13 protein-coding genes are annotated in these 17,897 nt (G+C 70.8%); 6 read left to right on the top strand and 7 right to left on the bottom strand.

Annotation, left to right across the window (positions count from 1 at the left end; all coding sequences use genetic code 11):
* Nucleotides 1-21: 21 nt before the first annotated feature.
* Nucleotides 22-1,434 (bottom strand): FAD-binding oxidoreductase, encoded by a 1,413-nt coding sequence (locus tag F0L68_RS30690; protein ID WP_149853346.1) that lies wholly within the window; start codon nt 1,432-1,434, stop codon nt 22-24.
* A 108-nt stretch (nt 1,435-1,542) separates the two neighbouring features.
* Between F0L68_RS30690 and F0L68_RS30695 the strand changes: the two genes are divergently transcribed.
* Entirely contained in the window at nt 1,543-2,205 is a 663-nt protein-coding gene (locus tag F0L68_RS30695; RefSeq protein ID WP_149853347.1) for a TetR/AcrR family transcriptional regulator, read from the top strand.
* Nucleotides 2,189-3,826, top strand: coding sequence for an acyl-CoA dehydrogenase family protein (locus F0L68_RS30700; protein ID WP_149853348.1), 1,638 nt, complete (start codon nt 2,189-2,191; stop codon nt 3,824-3,826). The genes F0L68_RS30695 and F0L68_RS30700 overlap by 17 nt, the downstream gene beginning before the upstream one ends.
* A 4-nt stretch (nt 3,827-3,830) precedes the next feature.
* On the opposite strand, the gene F0L68_RS30705 is transcribed toward F0L68_RS30700, so the two are convergent.
* On the bottom strand, nt 3,831-4,637 hold the full coding sequence (locus tag F0L68_RS30705) for a hypothetical protein (protein ID WP_149853349.1): 807 nt from the start codon (nt 4,635-4,637) through the stop codon (nt 3,831-3,833).
* Nucleotides 4,638-4,757: 120 nt separating this feature from the next.
* On the opposite strand from F0L68_RS30705, the gene F0L68_RS30710 reads away from it, so the two are divergent.
* Together F0L68_RS30710 and F0L68_RS30715 are read left to right on the top strand one after the other, a co-directional pair.
* Nucleotides 4,758-5,603: a crotonase/enoyl-CoA hydratase family protein gene (locus tag F0L68_RS30710; RefSeq protein WP_149853350.1), complete on the top strand. Its 846-nt coding sequence runs from the start codon at nt 4,758-4,760 to the stop codon at nt 5,601-5,603.
* Nucleotides 5,604-6,565: 962 nt separating this feature from the next.
* Nucleotides 6,566-7,696, top strand: a complete 1,131-nt coding sequence (locus F0L68_RS30715) for an alkaline phosphatase family protein (RefSeq protein WP_149853351.1) — start codon at nt 6,566-6,568, stop codon at nt 7,694-7,696.
* Nucleotides 7,697-7,709: 13 nt separating this feature from the next.
* On the opposite strand, the gene F0L68_RS30720 is transcribed toward F0L68_RS30715, so the two are convergent.
* From F0L68_RS30720 to F0L68_RS30735, 4 genes are all read right to left on the bottom strand, one after another.
* Complete coding sequence (locus tag F0L68_RS30720) at nt 7,710-8,867, bottom strand: acyl-CoA dehydrogenase family protein (protein ID WP_149853352.1); 1,158 nt, start codon at nt 8,865-8,867, stop codon at nt 7,710-7,712.
* 3 nt (nt 8,868-8,870) lie between these two features.
* The gene (locus tag F0L68_RS30725; RefSeq protein ID WP_149853388.1) at nt 8,871-10,859 is read right to left on the bottom strand and encodes an acetyl/propionyl/methylcrotonyl-CoA carboxylase subunit alpha; all 1,989 of its coding nucleotides are present in this window, start codon (nt 10,857-10,859) and stop codon (nt 8,871-8,873) included.
* A 41-nt stretch (nt 10,860-10,900) separates the two neighbouring features.
* Nucleotides 10,901-12,514 (bottom strand): carboxyl transferase domain-containing protein, encoded by a 1,614-nt coding sequence (locus tag F0L68_RS30730; RefSeq protein WP_149853353.1) that lies wholly within the window; start codon nt 12,512-12,514, stop codon nt 10,901-10,903.
* Between the two features lie 243 nt (nt 12,515-12,757).
* Nucleotides 12,758-13,543 (bottom strand): SGNH/GDSL hydrolase family protein, encoded by a 786-nt coding sequence (locus tag F0L68_RS30735; protein ID WP_149853354.1) that lies wholly within the window; start codon nt 13,541-13,543, stop codon nt 12,758-12,760.
* A gap of 231 nt (nt 13,544-13,774) precedes the next feature.
* On the opposite strand from F0L68_RS30735, the gene F0L68_RS30740 reads away from it, so the two are divergent.
* On the top strand, nt 13,775-14,425 hold the full coding sequence (locus F0L68_RS30740) for an SACE_7040 family transcriptional regulator (protein WP_149853355.1): 651 nt from the start codon (nt 13,775-13,777) through the stop codon (nt 14,423-14,425).
* A gap of 54 nt (nt 14,426-14,479) precedes the next feature.
* Nucleotides 14,480-16,795 carry a phospholipase A2 gene (locus tag F0L68_RS30745; RefSeq protein WP_149853356.1) on the top strand — a complete coding sequence of 772 codons (2,316 nt, stop codon included), beginning with the start codon at nt 14,480-14,482 and terminating at the stop codon, nt 16,793-16,795.
* Here F0L68_RS30745 and nicT read toward each other — a convergent pair.
* Nucleotides 16,686-17,825, bottom strand: a complete 1,140-nt coding sequence (gene nicT / locus F0L68_RS30750) for a Nickel transporter NicT (protein WP_223199276.1) — start codon at nt 17,823-17,825, stop codon at nt 16,686-16,688. The two genes, F0L68_RS30745 and nicT, sit on opposite strands and share 110 nt — an antisense overlap.
* Between the last annotated feature and the right edge of the window lie 72 nt (nt 17,826-17,897).

A 17,897-nucleotide genomic window follows, 5' to 3' on the forward strand; every position in this document is an offset into this window, starting at 1 on the left:
CTTTCGTCGTGGAACCACGGCCTAGCTCCCCCGGACGCACTTCCCGTACAGGTCGGGCAGCCGACCCTGCGGATCGTAGCTTTCCTTGAGCACTCGGTAGGTTGGGCCGTTGTAGTGGGCCCAGAACTCCTCTTCGGAGTAGTACGAGGTGGAGTAGAGCGACTTGTGGCCGCCCAACTCGGCGACCTTGCGCTCGATCAGCCGGTTGCGGCCGCCGGCCTGCTCGCCCGGCCTCGGCGTGACGGTGGCCCAGAAACCGACGTTGACGTACAGCGTCGAGGGGTCGAGCGGGTACAGCGGCCACGACGTCTCGTCGCGGACCTTCAAGGGGCACAACCAGACCGGGCTGATGCCGACCTCGCGGTGGAAGAAGTCGAGGAACTCGGCGAGCCGGTCGACCGGCACCTCGATGTCCTGGATGACGGGCTCGGCGGGCTGCTGGCCGCGCAGCGTGCTGATCCGGTCGGTCACCGCGTAACGCCGGTCCAGCGCGACGATCCGCCGGTACACGTCCGAGCGCAGGTACTTCTTCGGCCACAGCCTGCGCACCATGGGCTGCTGCACGCCGAGGGCCTTGGAGCACCAGAACCAGTCGGTGTCCCAGCGCCACAGGTAGTCGCGCACGGTGAGATAGTCGGTGCGCCGCTTGGGGATGGACAGGTAGTAGACGTTCATCCCGGTGTAGTCGCTGACCCACGGCGCGGAGTCGGTGAAGTCGCCGAGCGTCAGGTACATGCGGTCGCCGGAGAACACCGTGCCGTCGATGAAGTCCACCGGCTCGCCGTCGAGCTCGCCGTTCGCGCAGATCGCCGCGATCGCGTCGGCGCACTCCGAGGAGGACCCGAACGGCACCTGCCGCAGCCGCACGTACGGCCGCACCGGCTGAAGGTCGATGAGCAGCCGCAGGGCGTAGCCGAGCGTGCCGTAGGAGTTAGGGAAGCCGTGGAACAGGTCGGCGTGCTCGGTGTCCGGGCCGGCGAGGAGGACCTGGCCGTCGCCGGTGAGGATCTCCATCTCGCGGACCGACTCGTGCGGCAGCCCGTTGCGGAACGAGCTGGACTCGATGCCGAGGCCAGCGACGGCTCCGCCGAGGGTGATGGTCTTGAGCTGTGGCACCACGAACGGCATCAGGCCGTGCGGCAGCGTCGCGTCGACCAGCTGCTCGTAGGTGACCATGCCCTGCACGTCGGCGGTGCGGGCGTCCGGGTCGACCGACAGCACCCGGTTGAAGGCGCTGACGTCCAGGCCGGGGCCGGTCGGCGCGCGGAAGCGGAAGAGGTTGGACGTGGACTTGGCCAGCCGCACGGGGGCGCGCGGCGGCAGTGCCGCGTACTGCGCGCGCAGCGCCGCGACGGCGTCGCGGTGTGCCCCGGCCGCTGTGGTCACCTGACGGGAGCCCGCCCCCGCCGCCGTCGATCCGGACTGTCCACCCATAAGAAGTGACGCTATTCCTCGTCGACGCCGTCGGCAGCCCCTGAGTGACGTAGAGATCAACCATTTCTCCCCTTGCGCGAAGAAATGAACCAGAGTTCACTCCTTCGTGTGCCCTATCGACGCACCCCGGAGGTCCAGGCGCGGCTGGCCGCGTCGCGGGACCGGATCCTGCGCGCCGCCATCGAGACCGTCGCCGAGCACGGCTACCAGGGCTGCTCCATCGCGTCGGTGGCCGCGCGGGCCGGCGTGGCCACCGGCAGCGTCTACCGGCACTTCCCGCGCAAGGCCGACCTGGTCGCCGAGGTGTTCCGGGTCGCGTCCGGCCGCGAGGTAGCGGCCGTGACGCTAGCCGGACAGGTGGAGCTGACCACGCGGCCCGAGCCGACCGAGCCGGCCGCGCCGGCCGCGTCTGCCTCCCGAACGGCGCGCGATCGGACCGTCTCGATGGTCACCACGTTCGCCAGCCGCGCGCTGCGCGCCCCCCGACTCGCCTACGCGCTGCTCGCCGAGCCCGTCGACCCCGAGGTCGACGCCGAACGGCTGGTGTTCCGCCGCGCCTACCGGGACGTGTTCGCCGAGGTCCTCGCGGACGGCGTGGCCTCGGGCGAACTGCCGGCGCAGGACGTCCGGCTGACCGCGGCCGCGCTCGTCGGCGCGATCGGCGAGGCCCTGGTCGGGCCGCTCGCCGACCCAACCGCAGCCGACCCCGTTCCCGCACTCGTCACGTTTTCCCTGCGCGCCATCGGAGGCAGCCTTGAGCCCGACGCATGAGGTCACCAACCAGGTCCCGCCGCTGTTCGGCCACGACGTGGCCGAGGATCCCGCCCTGCTCGACGGCGTGCGCCGGGAGGGGGCGGAGTGGGTCGCCGAGGAGCTGCACTCGCTTGGCAGGCTGGCCGGCACCGAGCGGTCCGCCGAGCTGGCCAGGCAGGCCGAGGCGTGCCCGCCGGTGCTGCGCACGCACGACCGGTACGGGCACCGGGTCGACGAGGTCGAGTTCCACCCCGCCTGGCACGAGCTGATGGACACGGCGGTGTCGCACGGCCTGCACGCCGCGCCGTGGCGGGAGCCGAGGCCGGGCGCGCACGTGGCGCGCGCGGCGAAGTTCTATGTGTGGAGCCAGGTCGAGCCGGGGCACGGCTGCCCCATCTCGATGACCTACGCGGCCGTGCCCGCGCTGCGGGCCTCCAGCGAGCTGACCGAGCGGTTCGAGCCGCTGCTCGGCGCGCGCGAGTACGACTTCGGCCTGCGCGCGCCCGAGGGCAAGCGCGGGCTGATCGCCGGCATGTCGATGACGGAGAAGCAGGGCGGCTCGGACGTGCGGGCCAACACGACGACCGCGCGGCCGGCCGGCGACGGCACGTACCTGCTCACCGGGCACAAGTGGTTCACCTCCGCGCCGATGTCGGACCTGTTCCTTACGCTCGCGCAGGCGCCGGGCGGGCTGTCCTGCTTCCTGCTGCCGAGGGTGCTGCCGGACGGGACGCGCAACTCGCTGTTCCTCCAGCGCCTCAAGGACAAGCTCGGCAACCGCTCGAACGCGTCTGCCGAGCTGGAGTACTCCGACGCAGTCGGCTGGCTGGTCGGCGAGGAGGGTCGCGGCGTTCGGACCATCATCGAGATGGTCAACATGACCCGGCTGGACTGCGTGTTGGGCACCGCGGCCGGCATGCGCCTCGGGGTGCGGCAGGCGAGCCACCACGCGGTGCACCGCAGCGCGTTCGGCGGCAGCCTCGTGGACAAACCGTTGATGCGCAACGTGTTGGCGGATCTCGCGGTGGAGTCCGAGGCGGCCACGACGGTGGCGCTGCGGCTGGCCGGGGCGACCGACCGGATCGCCGGCGGGGACGACCGGGAGGCCGCGTTCCGCAGGCTCGGGCTCGCGGTGACCAAGTACTGGGTGTGCAAGCGCGGTCCTGCGCACGCCGCCGAGGCGCTGGAGTGCTTTGGCGGCAACGGCTACGTCGAGGAGTCCGGCATGCCCCGGCTATACCGGGAGGCGCCGCTGATGTCCATCTGGGAGGGTTCGGGCAACGTGGCCGCGCTGGACGCGTTGCGCGCCATGGCCAAGGATCCCGCCGCGGTGCCGGCGTTCCTGGCCGAGCTGGACGCGGCGGCCGGCGCGGACCGCAGGCTCGACGCGGCCGTCGCCGGTGTGCGCGCCGAACTGGCCGACCTGACCGAGATCGAGGGCAGGGCGCGCAGGGTGGTCGAGCGGATGGCGTTGGCGTTGCAGGGTTCGCTGCTGGTGCGGCACGGCCATCCCGCCGTGGCCGACGCGTTCTGCGCGTCGCGGCTGGCCGGCGACTGGGGCGCCGCGTTCGGCACGCTGCCACGCGGTGTGGACACCGCCGCGATCCTCGAACGGACCGTGCCGAAGGTCGAGGTCTGATGCGCTAGTGCGAGCCGGTGTCGAGCTGGAACTGACGGAACAGGTCCGGCAGGTAGGCCAGCAGCAGGTCGAGGGTGGTGAAGGTGCCCCGCAGCGGGTCGAGTCTGGCCAGCGCGTAGGCGACCTCGGCGCCCTTGCGGGCCGGCACGGGGTTGCGGACGTCGGTGAACCAGTCGAGGAACGGCACGCGGTCCCGGTAGACCTCGGGGCGAATGAGCATGCCGTAGCCGGTGAGCAGGTTCAGCGCGGCGGGGCGGTTGCGCAGCGTCCACCGGTAGAACTCGGAGAACATGAAGAAGCGGCGGTCCACGGCGCTGGCCTGCGCGCCGTGCTCGCCCGCGATCGCGACGCCCCGGTCGGTGGAGGCCTGCTCCGCCTCGCCCCAGGCCCGGTCGTGCGTGGCGCGGTCGGTGAGCTCGCCGCGCTTGAGGCGAATGAGGTAGGTGGCCCACTTGACCGAGCCGGGGTTGCCGAAGGTGTCGGTGGAGCGGCCGAGCGCGATGGCGGTGCCGCGCTCGATGCCCTCGAGGATGCCGGCGTCCACATAGGAGATCCAGCTGCCCGGCGCGCCGAGCTCGTGGTCGCGGAAGAAGTCGACGATGCCCCGGATGTTGCTCCACCGGTCGAAGTTGGCGGACAGTTCGGAGGCGGGGCCGCGCTCGAGGGCGTCGAGGAACTCCAGGCGCTGGGTCATCGACATCGTGTCGAGGTCCGTGGCCGCGCAGTCCAGCCGAACGGCGCAGTCGGTTGGGCTGGACGCGTGGGCGGAGGCGGCCAGGGCTGTCTGCGGGATCGACAGTGAGGCAGTCACCGCCAGTAGCCCAGCACTGATCCATTTACGCAGGTTGAGCACGTTTCCTCCCCCGAGACTCCGAAAGCCGGTGGGAGCGTAACCGCAACGGATGGCGTCGAGAGAAACTCGGAGAACACGATGTCAGTACGAGTGGAGCGGACGGGGCCGGTCAGCACAGTGGTGCTGAGCCGACCGGAGGCGCGGAACGCGGTGGACGGCCCAACCGCGCGTGCGCTGACGACGGCGTTTCGCGAGTTCGACGCGGATGAGAGCGCGTCCGTTGCCGTGTTGCACGGCGACGGCGGGACGTTCTGCGCCGGAGCCGACCTCAAGGCGTTGGGCACCGAACGCGGCAACGAAGTCGCCGATGTGGGTGGCGCCGACAGCGCCAGTGGCAGCGGCAGTGGCAGTGACACCGGCACCGACGGCACCGGCACCGGCACCGGCGGCGATACCGAACATGACGGCCCGATGGGCCCGACGCGGCTGCGGCTCGGCAAGCCGGTGATCGCGGCCATCGCGGGCCATGCGGTGGCCGGCGGGCTGGAACTGGCGCTGTGGTGCGACCTGCGCGTCGCCGAGGAGGACGCGGTGCTCGGCGTGTTCTGCCGGCGGTGGGGCGTGCCGCTGATCGACGGCGGGACGTTCCGGCTGCCGAGGCTGATCGGAGTGAGTCGGGCAATGGATCTGGTGCTGACCGGCCGGCCGGTGTCGGCGGAGGAGGCGCTGGCGATGGGATTGGTCAACCGCGTCGTGCCGACCGGCACGGCAAGGGCTGCGGCGGAGTCGTTGGCCGCGTCGCTGGCCGAGTTCCCGCAGACATGTATGCGCGGGGATCGGCTTGCGCTGCTGGAGCAGGAGGGGCTGACGGAGCGTGACGCGCTGGCGAACGAGCTGCGGCACGGGTGGCGCTCGCTGGCGGCGGATGCGGGGGCCGGCGCAGCGCGATTCGCGTCGGGGGCCGGGCGGCACGGCGCGTTTTGAGCCGTTGATGCGATGGGCCTGTTGATGCGATGGCACGCCTGTTGCGGTGGACTGGTGCCTGTTTACTGCTGCGATGGCACGCCTGTCGTGTTGAGTGGCCGTCTGTTTAAAGAATGTCCTCGCCGGACGGGCGTGGCCTCCGGGATGACGTGGATTCTGTCAAAGTTGCTTTGGTGGGTGGTCGAGGAGGTTCGCGTCATCCCGCATGACCCCCACAAGGGCTATCACACCTCGTCAAGGGGGGCGGTTTGGTGGTCGGCTGCCGGTGAGTGGGTCGGTGCCCCCCTTGACAAGGCGTGATCGGGCTTCGCCGGGCCATACGGGATGACGCGAGCCCTCCTCGTGGAAACGTATCCAACGGCCAACCACACCGTTCGCCAGGTGAACGGGGTCAGCCACCCGATCCACCCACCGACGGCTGCCGCGCACTGATGGACCCACCTCACCGGCGCACCGGTGACTGCCGCGCGCCACCGGTGACTGCCGCGCACTGATCGCCCACTCGACCACCCTGCGGCGAATGACGTTTCCAAGAGGGGGCTTCGCATCATCCCGTATGGCCCGGCGAAGCCCGATCGCATCTTGTCAAGGGGGCACATCCCGCCCACCGCCGCGACGACAATCAAAGTCGCCCCCTTGACGAGATGTGATAGCCCTTGTGGGGGTCATACGGGATGATGCGAAACCACTCGACCACCCTGCCAAAGCGACTTTGACAGAATCCACATCATCCCCGGAGGCCACGCCCGTCCGGCGAGGACATTCTTTAAACAGACGGCCACTCAGCACGACAGGCGTGCCATCGCAGCGGTATTAAAGACACCTACCCGCGCAAGTGAACCCAAAACGACAAGTCGACAAACAGCAGCGAACTCTTCGGAATGTCCGGAACAGACACTAGCCGGATCCGCTTCGGAGGACGACGATTGGCTTAGGAGTCGGCATCCGAACGGAGGTCCGTCATGGCTCAGTCGAACGCCGTGAACCACGTGGTGATCATGGTTCAGGAGAACCACACCACCGACAACTACTTCCGTTCGATGGCCGCGTATGGGGCGAACGTGGTCGCGAACTGGCCCATCGCGCCGAACCCTCCCGCCAGCGACCAGCCGCACGATCGGCATGCCTACTACAGCTGGCTCACCAAGAAGAGCACCGGCGCGCACCTTCAGTTCGACACCGCCAAGGTGCTGCCGTTCTACGCCTGGCTCGCCACCACCGGCGCGTTCCTGGAGAACCACTGTTCCGGGTTCGGCACCAACTCCACGCCCAACCACCTGCTCGTCGTCGGCGGACAGTCACCAACCCTGCGGAACCCGCCGCGCGGCCAACAACCCGTCTGGGACATGCCGTCGCTTCCTGGCCACGCCCAGGACCACGGCGTGAGCTGGCGCGCCTACACCGGCTCCAGCGGCTACCCGGTGGAGTTCTACCAGCAGCTCAAGGGCTCGCCGCAGATCGTGCGGTCCGACCAGTTCGTCGCGGACGCCGCCGCCGGCGCGCTGCCGACGCTCTCGATGATGTGGCACGACTCGCCGCTGGACGAGCACCCGGTCGCGGACGTCAGCCTCGGCATGGACGCCGTCTGGCAGGCCGTGGACGCCGTCGTCAAGGCCGGGCTCTGGGCCTCCACGGTCTTCCTGCTGACCTGGGACGACTGGGGCGGCTACGACGACCACGTGGCGACCCCGAACGTCGAGCACACCCCGGACGGCGTGCAGCTCGCCTATGGCCCCCGGGTTCCGCTGCTCATGTTCGGCGGCCGAGTGCGGGGCGGCATCGACTCGCGCTGGTGCTCGCACGTCACCCTGCCCAAAACAGCACTCCAGCTGCTCGGGCTGCCGCCGCTGGGAGTCCCCAGGCTGGACTCGGACGGCGGGCTGGCGGACCTGGTGGACCTGTCTGCGAACGCGACGATCAACCCGGTGCCACCCGCCTCGGGGAGCGCCATCACGCTGCCGGCCCCACCCCATCCGACACCCGCCCCGAGGCCGTTGCCGCCGCCGCCCGCCGGTGGTTCACAGGCGGTCGGGCCCGTTCTGTTGCGCGGCGGCAAGACGCTGCCGCCGCCCAACGACGTGCCGTTGCATTAAGGCATGTCCGGAGCTACCGGCCCAGGCCCAGTTCGCGCGCGATCAGCATGCGCTGCACCTCGCTGGTGCCCTCGCCGATCTCCAGGATCTTGGCGTCGCGGTAGAAACGACCGACCGGGTACTCGTTCATGAAGCCGTAGCCGCCGAAGATCTGCGTGGCCTCACGCGCGTTGTCCATCGCGGCCTCCGACGACACCAGCTTCGCGATCGCGGCCTCGCGCTTGAACGGCTCGCCGCGCAGCATCCGCCCGGCCGCCTCGTAGTAGGCCAGCCGCGCGAGGTGCGTGCGCACCTCCATGTCGGCGATCTTGAACTGGATCGCCTGGTACTCACCGATCTTGTGGCCGAACGCCTCGCGCTCCCCCACGTACCGCAGGCACTCGTCGATGCAGCCCTGCGCAAGACCGACGCCGAGCGCGGCGATGGCCACCCTGCCCTCGTCGAGGGTCTGGAGGAACTGCGCGTAGCCGCGACCGCGCTGGCCGACCAGGTTCGCGGCCGGCACCCGGCAGTCCTCAAAGGACAATTCGCGAGTGTCCGAGGCGTTCCAACCGACCTTCGAGTACTTCTTGGACACCGTGAAGCCCGGCGTGCCCGACGGCACGAGGATCGCGGAGATCTCCTTGCGACCATCCTCGCGCTGCCCGGTGACGGCGGCCACCGTCACCAGCCCGGTGATGTCGGTGCCCGAGTTGGTGATGAACGCCTTGGTGCCGTTGACAACCCACTCGTCGCCGTCGAGCCGCGCCGTGGTGCGCAGGCCGGACGCGTCCGAGCCGCTGCCCGGTTCGGTCAGGCCGAACGCGCCGAGCTGCTCCCCCGCGCACAACCTCGGCAGCCACTCGCGCTTCTGCTCCTCCGAACCGAACCGGAACAGCGGCACGGCGCCGAGCGAGACACCCGCCTCCAGCGTGATCGCGACCGAGGAGTCCACCCTGGCCAGCTCCTCGAGGGCGAGGCACAGGGCGAAGTAGTCGCCGCCCATGCCGCCGTACTCCTCGGGGAAGGGCAGGCCGAACAGCCCCATCCTGCCCATCTTGGCGACGATCTCGTAGGGGAACTCGTTGCGCTCATAGAAGTCGCCGATGACCGGCGCGACCTCTTCCTGCGCGAACTCCTGCACGGTCTTGCGCAGGGACTCGTATTCCTCGTCAAGCCGGAAGTCGAGCATCGGTCACTCCTTGTGGGGGACTACGACGGCTAGGGTCTGGTCCAGCGCGACCTGTTGGCCCGCCTGGACTCGCACTTCACTGAGCACCCCGTCGATCGGCGCGGTGACCGTGTGTTCCATCTTCATTGCCTCGACGACGAACAGCGGCTGGCCCGCAGTGACGTGCTCGTCCTGCGCGGCCTTCACCACCAGCACCGTGCCGGGCATGGGGCTGGTGACCGGACCGCCGGCACCCTCGGCCTGATGTGCCGCGCCGGCAAGGAACTCCGTCTCGGTCAGCGCCCAGGTGCGACCCTCCGCACCGAGCCACAGCACGGTGTCACCGTTGCCGGCGCGCTTCGCGGTGGCGTATCGGCGGACCCGCCCGTCGTAGCGCACGACGAGCTGGTCTCCTTGCCGCGCAACGGATGCCGCCACCGACTCACCGTCGCCGACGCGCACCTGCGCGCGCTCGGCCACGCCGCGCACCCGCACCTCGGTGGACGGCCGACCCTGCGTCTCGATCCGCCACGTCGTCCACGCCGGCTCGCCGACCCGCCAGCCGCCGGGCAGCTCCCACGGGTCGGCGTCAGAACCGTTGGGGGTCAGGGACAACAGCCGTTCCAGGCCGGCCGCGGCGAGCACCTCGTCCGGCACGTCCTCGCTGACCAGGTCGTCCAGCCTGCGTTCCACCAGGCCGGTGTCGAGCCGGCCGGCGACGACGTCCTCGTCGGCCAGCAACGCCCGCAGGAACGGGATGTTCGTGGTGACGCCGAGCAGCACGGTGTCGGCGAGCGCGGCGCGCAGCCTGCGCAGCGCCTCGTCCCTGGTGCGCCCGTACGCGACGTACTTGGCCAGCATCGGGTCGTAGTCGCTGCCGACCGTGCTGCCGACCAACAGACCCGAGTCGACGCGGACGACGTCGGACGGCTCGCGCAGCGCCAGCACCTGGCCGCCGGTCGGCAGGAAGTTGCGGGCCGGGTCCTCGGCATAGACGCGCGCCTCCACGGCGTGGCCGGTCAGCGTCACCTCGTCCTGGGTGAGGTCGAGCGGCTCGCCAGCCGCGACCCTGATCTGCCACTCCACCAGGTCGAGGCCGGTCACCAGCTCGGTGACGGGGTGCTCGACCTGGAGCCGGGTGTTCATCTCCATGAAGCTGAGCTCGCCGGTCCTGCCGTCGGCGATGAACTCGACCGTGCCGGCGCCGACGTAGCCGACCGCGCGGGCCGCCTCGACCGCATGCGCGCCGACCTCGGCGCGCTTGGCCTCGTCGAGGAACAGTGACGGGGCCTCCTCGATGATCTTCTGGTGCCGCCGCTGAAGGCTGCACTCGCGCTCGCCGAGGTGCAGGACGTTCCCGTGCGCGTCGGCGAGCACCTGGATCTCGATGTGCCTCGGCTCGGTGACGAACCGCTCGACCAGCAGGGTGTCGTCGCCGAACGCGCCGCGCGCCTCGCGCCGCGCCGAGGCGATGGACTCGACCAGATCGGCCGCCGCGTCCACCCGACGCATGCCCTTGCCGCCGCCGCCAGCGGACGGCTTGAGCAGCACCGGGTAGCCGATCTCCTCGACGGCGGCGACCAGGTCGGCGTCGGTCATGCCGGCCTCGGTGCGGCCGGGCACGACCGGCACGCCGGCGGCCTGCACGGTCAGCTTCGCCCTGATCTTGTCGCCCATCGCGTCGATCGCGGCGGCCGGCGGCCCGACGAAGACCAGCCCGGCCCGCTCGCAGGCGAGCGCGAAGGCGGTGTTCTCGGCGAGGAACCCGTAGCCGGGGTGCACGGCCTGCGCGCCGGTGTCCAGCGCGGCGGCCACGATCCGCTCGACGGACAGATAGCTGTCCCTTGCTGCGGCCGGGCCGATCCGCACGGCGACGTCGGCCTCGCGGACGTGCCGCGCGTCGGCGTCGGCGTCGCTGTACACGGCGACCGAGCGGATTCCCATGGCCCGCAGGGTGCGGATGATCCGGACCGCGATCTCGCCGCGGTTGGCGATCAGGACGGTGTCGAACATGGACCTGCCTGCCGGTTCGGGTGACTGGGTGGACATGGTGCTCACATCCGGAAGACGCCGTGGCTGACAGGTTCCAGCGGCGCGTTGGCCGCGCCGGACAACGCGAGCCCGAGCACCATCCTGGTGTCCATCGGGTCGATCACGCCGTCGTCCCACAGCCGCGCGGTGGAGTAGTACGGGTTGCCCTGGTCCTCGTACTGCTGCCGGATCGGCTGCTTGAACGCCTCCTCCTCGGCCTCCGGCCAGTCCGTGCCGCGCGCGGCCAGCTGGTCGCGGCGGACGGTGGCCAGCACCGAGGCGGCCTGTTCGCCGCCCATCACGGAGATGCGCGCGTTCGGCCACATCCAGAGGAACCTCGGCGAGTACGCCCTGCCGCACATCGAGTAGTTGCCAGCGCCGAAGGAGCCGCCGATGACGACGGTGAACTTGGGCACGCGGGCGCAGGCGACGGCCGTGACCATCTTCGCGCCGTGCTTGGCGATGCCGCCGGCCTCGTACTCGCGGCCGACCATGAACCCGGAGATGTTCTGGAGGAACACCAGGGGAACGCCGCGCTGGTCGCACAGCTCGATGAAGTGCGCGCCCTTCACGGCCGACTCGCCGAACAGGATGCCGTTGTTGGCGATGATGCCGACCGGGTGGCCGTGGATGTTCGCGAAGCCGGTGACCAGGGTGGCCCCGTACTCCTTCTTGAACTCGTGGAACCGGCTGCCGTCGACGATCCGCGCGATCACCTCGCGCACGTCGTAGGGCGTGCGGCTGTCGGTCGGCACGACGCCGTAGAGCTGGCCGGGGTCGACGGCGGGCTCCTCGACCGGCTCGAGCTGCCACGGGCGCGGGCTGCGCGGCCCGAGGGTGCTGATGATCGACCGGACGATGCGCAGCGCGTGCTGGTCGTTGTCGGCGAGGTGGTCGGTCACGCCGGACACGCGGGAGTGCAGGTCGCCGCCGCCGAGCTCCTCGGCGGTGACCACCTCGCCGGTCGCGGCCTTCACCAGTGGCGGGCCGCCGAGGAAGATGGTGCCCTGGTTGCGGACGATGACGGCCTCGTCGCTCATCGCCGGCACGTACGCCCCGCCCGCGGTGCAGGAGCCGAGCACGGCGGCGATCTGCGGGATGCCCTTGGCGGACATGGTGGCCTGGTTGTAGAAGATTCGGCCGAAGTGCTCGCGGTCCGGGAAGACGTCGTCCTGTTTGGGCAGGAACGCGCCGCCGGAGTCGACCAGGTAGACGCAGGGAAGGTTGTTGTGCAGCGCCACTTCCTGGGCGCGCAGGTGCTTCTTCACCGTCATCGGGTAGTAGGTGCCGCCCTTGACGGTGGCGTCGTTGGCGACGACGACGCACTCCCTGCCGGAGATCCGGCCGACGCCGGTGATCATCCCGGCGGCCGGGGCGTCGTTGTCGTAGAGCCCGTCGGCGGCCAGCGGGGACAGTTCGAGGAACGGCGAACCGGGGTCGACGAGCGTGTCCACCCGATCCCTCGGCAGCAGCTTGCCCCGGTCCACGTGGCGGACGCGGGCCTGTTCGGGACCGCCGAGGCCGGCCTCGGCCAGTTTCGCCCGAAGCTCGTCCACCAGGACGGCGTGCTCCTTGGCATAGCGCTGGAACGCCTCGCCCGAAGGGTCGGCGGAGCTGCGCAGGACTGGGGCGTCCATGGGCTCCTCACAGGCAGTTAGCGGCCGTTAACCTGTGACCCATGTTAGCGGCCGCTAACGTCGCCGTCCACACGAGGCGGCTCAGGACGCGCATCCGGCCACAGACGCGCGTCCGGCCCGGGACACCGCGCGATGGCGGGTCCCGGGCCGGACGGGGAGGGCGTGGACCGTGGCCGACCGGGAGGGCCGGACCGTGGTCAGCCGGAGGGCTGGACCGTGGTCAGCCGGAGGGCTGGACCGTGGTCAGCCGACGATCGCGGTCAGCGCGGGCGTGTAGCCGAGGATCTGGCCGTCCTGCGTCGGGTGGTAGGACTCCATGATCGGCCAGGTGAGGCTGTTCAGCCACCAGTCCGACGAGCAGATCTCGTGCCCGGCGAAGGTCTGCTGGCCGTCGAGGAAGCGGAAGCCGTGCGCGCTCGCGCGCTGGGAGATGACGCCGGCCAGCGTGTCCGAGCCGGAGTTGATGGCCGTCCGCTTGGTGTTGCTCAGGCCGACCGAACAGGAGCCGGGCACCTGGTAGATGTGCGGGTAGCCGACCACGACGACCGTCGCGCTCGGCGCGCGCCCGTGGATGTTGTTGTAGACGTTGTCCAGCAGGCCGGGCAGCGTGCCGGTGGCGTAGGCCTTCGCCGTGTTGACCCGGTTGATGCAGGACTGGTCGCTGCCGAAGGTGCAGCTGGAGATGACGTCGGAGAAGCCGGCGTCGTTCCCGCCGATCGAGATGGTGACCAGGTTCGTGCTGGCGTTGAGATCGCCGAGCTGGTTGTTCAGCACGTCCGAGGTCTTCGCGCCGGAGCAGGCGTCGAAGGCGAGGTTCGCGCCGTGGTTGGCGGCCCACTGGGCCGGGTACGCCTCGGGGCTGCGGTAGCAGCTGCCGCTGTCGCCGTAGTAGTCGCCGGTGCCGACACCGGACGAGTAGGAGTCACCAAGGGCAACGTAGTTGACCGTCGCGGCGCTGGCCGGCACGGCGAGCGCGAGCCCGGCGACGGCGGCGACGGCCGCGGTGAGGAGCGTTCGGACAAGGCGCATTTCGGTGGCCTCCGCAGGGGATGTAACGCAGGGGTGTGACGCAGGCAACAACAGAGTTACCAGGCAGTAGGACCCCTACGGAAGACCTTGGTCAATAGTTAACGAACAGTCCATCCGCTTTGCGAACAACGTCCACCGAGGTGCCACGATTCAGTCGTTGCGTTAACGATCGCTTACCTCGGGTCAATCGGAAGTTAGCGTCCGCTAACCTGGCCGACTAGAGTGGGGTTCGTGCCGCCATCAACAGCGTCCGACAACGGCAAGCCCTCCCGCCGCGAACAGATCCTCACCGCGGCGGCGGAGTTGTTCGCCAGGCACGGCTTCCACGGGGTGGGCATAGACGACATCGGCGCCGCCGTCGGCATCTCGGGCCCTGCCCTCTACCGGCACTTCCGCAGCAAGGACGCCATGCTCGGGGAGATGCTGACCTCGATCAGCGAGCGCCTGCTCGACGGCGGCCAACGCAGGGTGGACGGCGCGACCGACCCGGCGACCGCGCTGCGCGAGCTGGTGCGCTGGCACGTCGACTTCGCCCTGGACGACCCGGCGCTGATCACCGTGCAGATGCGCAACCTGGCCAACCTGACCGACCCGGACCGCAGGCGGGTGCGCGCGCTCCAGCGCCGCTACGTCGAGGTCTGGGTGGACACCATCAGGGAGACGGTGTCCGGCGCCGACGAGCCAGCCGCGCGGGCGGCCGCGCACGCCGTCTTCGGGCTGATCAACTCGACCCCGCACAACGCGCACCTCGACCGGGGCCAGATGGCCGCGCTGCTCGGCCGGATGGCCCTGGCCGCCCTGACCGCGGCCGGCGCGCGCGACGACGGCACCCCACCCACGCCCGCCCCTGCCGTTGCCCCCGCCGCAGGACAGGTGTCTTGACGGGACCGACATCAACTCGGCAACGGAGGGAATCTTCCGTACCCTGGCGCGTTAATGGCGACCGACAGCGGGGGCGACGCGCAGGACACGGACGTCCGTGCCGGTGACGACGACGCCCGACACCATCACGGGTGGCCAGGCCTGCGGTTCCTGACCTGGCTGCCGGCCTGGTTCCGGTTCTCCGTCGTCGCCGTCATCGTGTTCGTCTGCGCGGTGGTCGCCTCGCGGCCCGGTGACGACCCCGCCCCGGTGCACCCCGTCGGCGACGTGGCCGCCGCGGCCAAGGCGCTGAACAGCCTCACCGACCCCAGCCCCGACCACGACCCCGCCGCCGACTTCCCCGCCGACTTCGTGAGCGTGCAGGGCACCGTCCCCAAGACGGTCCGGGGACCCGACGGCACGTTGCGCGCGATCAACCCCGGCGGCGGCTGCTCCGGCCCGGCCGGCGACACCGCCTGGGACTTCAGCGTCATCTGCGAGGCGCACGACCTCGGCTACGACCTGCTGCGCTACGCCGAGCACCAGGGCCAGCAGCTCGGCCCGGACGCCCGCAGGCGGCTGGACGACCGGCTGACGGCGGACATGCGCGCCCGCTGCGACGGCAACCCGCGCGGCTCGCTGGCCGAGTGCCACGCCGTCGCCGACGTCTACACGGCCGGGCTGGTGGTCAACTCCTGGCGGCAGCGCTGGGGACCGCCCCGGCACGAGCCGGCCATCTCCTGGGCCGTCGGCATCGCGGCGATCGTCCTGCTGCTGATGGCCAGGATGCCCGGCCGCCGGGCCGGCAGGCGGCGGATCCCCGCGCCGCGCGTGGCGACGCTCCTGCCGGCCGCGCCGCGTCCGCCACCCGCCGACGCCCCGCACTACGACCGGTACGCGTCGTTCCTGCGGCTGGTGAGCCTGGCCGTCGTGGTGCTCGGGCAGTCCCTGCTGACCGTCGCCTACTGGGCCGGGGTCAGCGCGAACTGGCTGTGGCTGGTGACCTGGGTGGTCCAGGCCGCGCCGGTGTTCTTCTTCGCGGGCGGCCAGGCGAACCTGCTGAGCTGGCGTGCCGTGCAGGCCGAGCACGGCGGGTTCGGCCGCTACCTGACCGAGCGGATCTCCTGGCTGCTGCGGCCGATGCTCGCGTTCGTGCTCGCCTGGGTGGTGCTGCCGCTGCCGCTCGACCTGCTGGAGGCGCCGTCGGAGCGGGTCGCGGCGCTGAGCAGGCTGATCGCGCACCCGCTGTGGTTCCTCGGCGTCTACCTCGGCGCGGTGGCCGCGACCCCGGTGATGGCGTGGCTGCACCGCAGGCTGCGGTTCGCGGTGCCGCTCGGCCTCGGCGGGGCGGTCGCGCTGGTCGACGCGTGCCGGGTCGGCTTCGGCTGGGGCGCTGGCGGCTACGTGAACGTGGCGCTGGCCGCGTTGGTGCTGCAACAGCTCGGGTTCTGCTACGCCGACGGCGACCTGGCCCGGCTGTCCAGGCGAACCCTCGCCGTCGTCGGCGCGCTGTGCGTGCCGGCACTGCTGCTGCTCACCTCGGGCGGCGGCTACCCGCGAAACATGATGGGCACGCCGGCCGAACCGGCCTCCAACATCAACCCGCCCACCTTCTGCCTGCTCGTGCTCGGCGTCGGGCAGCTGTGCGTGGCGATGCTGCTGCGGGACCGGGTGTCGGCGTGGCTGGCCGGGCACCGGCAGTGGCGGCTGGTGTGCTTCGCCAAGTCGACGCCGATCACCCTCTACCTGGCCTACCTGACCGTGCTGACCGTCGTGCTCGCGCTGCTCGGCGTGCTGGACGGCCCGGTGGTCACCGCGCTCGGCTGGCTGACCGGCCCGCGCTGGCTCGCGGTGCTCGCCGTGCTGCTGGTGCCGGCCCTGGTGCTGTGCCACCGCTTCGAGCGGCGCGTCCAGCTGTTCTCCCCGGTCGAGGGCATCGAGTCGCACCGGGGCAGGCTCGCCGCCACGCTCGGGGTGTTCTACGGGGCGCTCGGCGCGCTCGGCTTCGTGGTGACGGGGTTCGCCGGGAGCAGGGCGACGCTGGTCGTGCTGCCGGTCGACTCGCTCCAGAACCTGGTGCACCTGCTGCTGGGCTGGTACCTGGTGCACACCGCGCGGGTCGGCAGCTGCCACCGGCGGCTGCCCTGGCTGCTGACCGCCGTGGCCTGCGTGCCGCCGCTGCTGGACCCCGCGCCGGACCCGCTGGTCGTCGGCCTGCACGCGGCCACGATCTGCGTCGCGCTGCTCGCGGCGCTGCCGGGCCGCGCGCCCGGCGGGCCGGTCAGGCCCGGGTGGAATCGACTGTTGCCGCCGATGCTGCGCCTGCCGGCGCCGACCAGCGCTGCTCGATCCGACCGAAGCGCCACACCGCCAACGCAACCAGCCAGGTGACCGCGAACAGCGCCACGATCGCGTAGCCGACGTAGTTGAGGTCGAGGCCGGCGATCCAGCCAAGTGGGCCGGACTCGATCCCCAGCTTCCTGGCCAGCAGGCCGACCAGCTCGACGAGCCCGATCACCAGCGCGACGGCGACGGACAGGCCGGTCACGGTCATGTTGTAGAAGACCTTGCGGACCGGCTTGGCGAACGCCCAGCCGTAGGCGAAGTTCATGAAGCAGCCGTCGATCGAGTCGAGCAGGCTCATGCCGGCCGCGAACAGGATCGGCAGCACCAGGATCGCGTACCAGGGCAGGTTGAACGCGGCCGCGCCGCCTGCGAGCACCAGCAGCGAGATCTCGGTCGCGGTGTCGAAGCCGAGGCCGAACAGCAGGCCGAGCGGGTACATCTGCCACGGCTTGCGCACGGCCTTGGTGAGCCCGCCGAGCCAGCGGCTCATGAAGCCGCGCTCGTTCAGCCTGCGCTCCAGCTCGGCCTCGTCGAAGGTGCCGCTGCGCATCTGCCGGAACACCTTCACGATGCCGCGCAGCACGACCAGGTTGATGATGCCGATGATCAGCAGGAAGACGCCGGACACCAGGGTGCCGACGATGCCGGTGACCGAGTGCAGGGTGGAGCCGTCGTCCTGCACCTGGCCGGCCAGCGCCCGCACCCCGATGCCGAGCAGGAAGCACATCACGAACACGACGCTGGAGTGCCCGAGGGAGAACCAGAAGCCGACCGAGAGGGGCCGCCGGTCGTGCTCGCTGCCCTCCTGGGTCATCAGCTTCCTGGTGGTGTTGTCGATCGCGGCGATGTGGTCGGCGTCGAAGGCGTGCCGCATGCCGAGCGTGTAGGCGGTGAGCCCGAGGCCGACGCTGAACACCGCGCCGTCGCCGAGGTCGTAGTTCTTCGGCGCGACGAGCAGGAACAGCGTGCCCCAGCCCACGACGTGCAGCAGGGCGATGAAGCCCGCCATCCCGGCGATGCTGGTCCACTCCCGCTTGCCCAGCGTCTTCGCTGTCCTCGGCGCCGCCATGGTCATTCCTCCTAGTCCCGGTTCTACGACCAGATTCTGGTACTTGCCACCTCCTGGCGACAGGTCTGGACGGGTGCG

This window comes from Solihabitans fulvus (genome assembly GCF_008386585.1).
GTDB classification, from domain to species: domain Bacteria; phylum Actinomycetota; class Actinomycetes; order Mycobacteriales; family Pseudonocardiaceae; genus Solihabitans; species Solihabitans fulvus.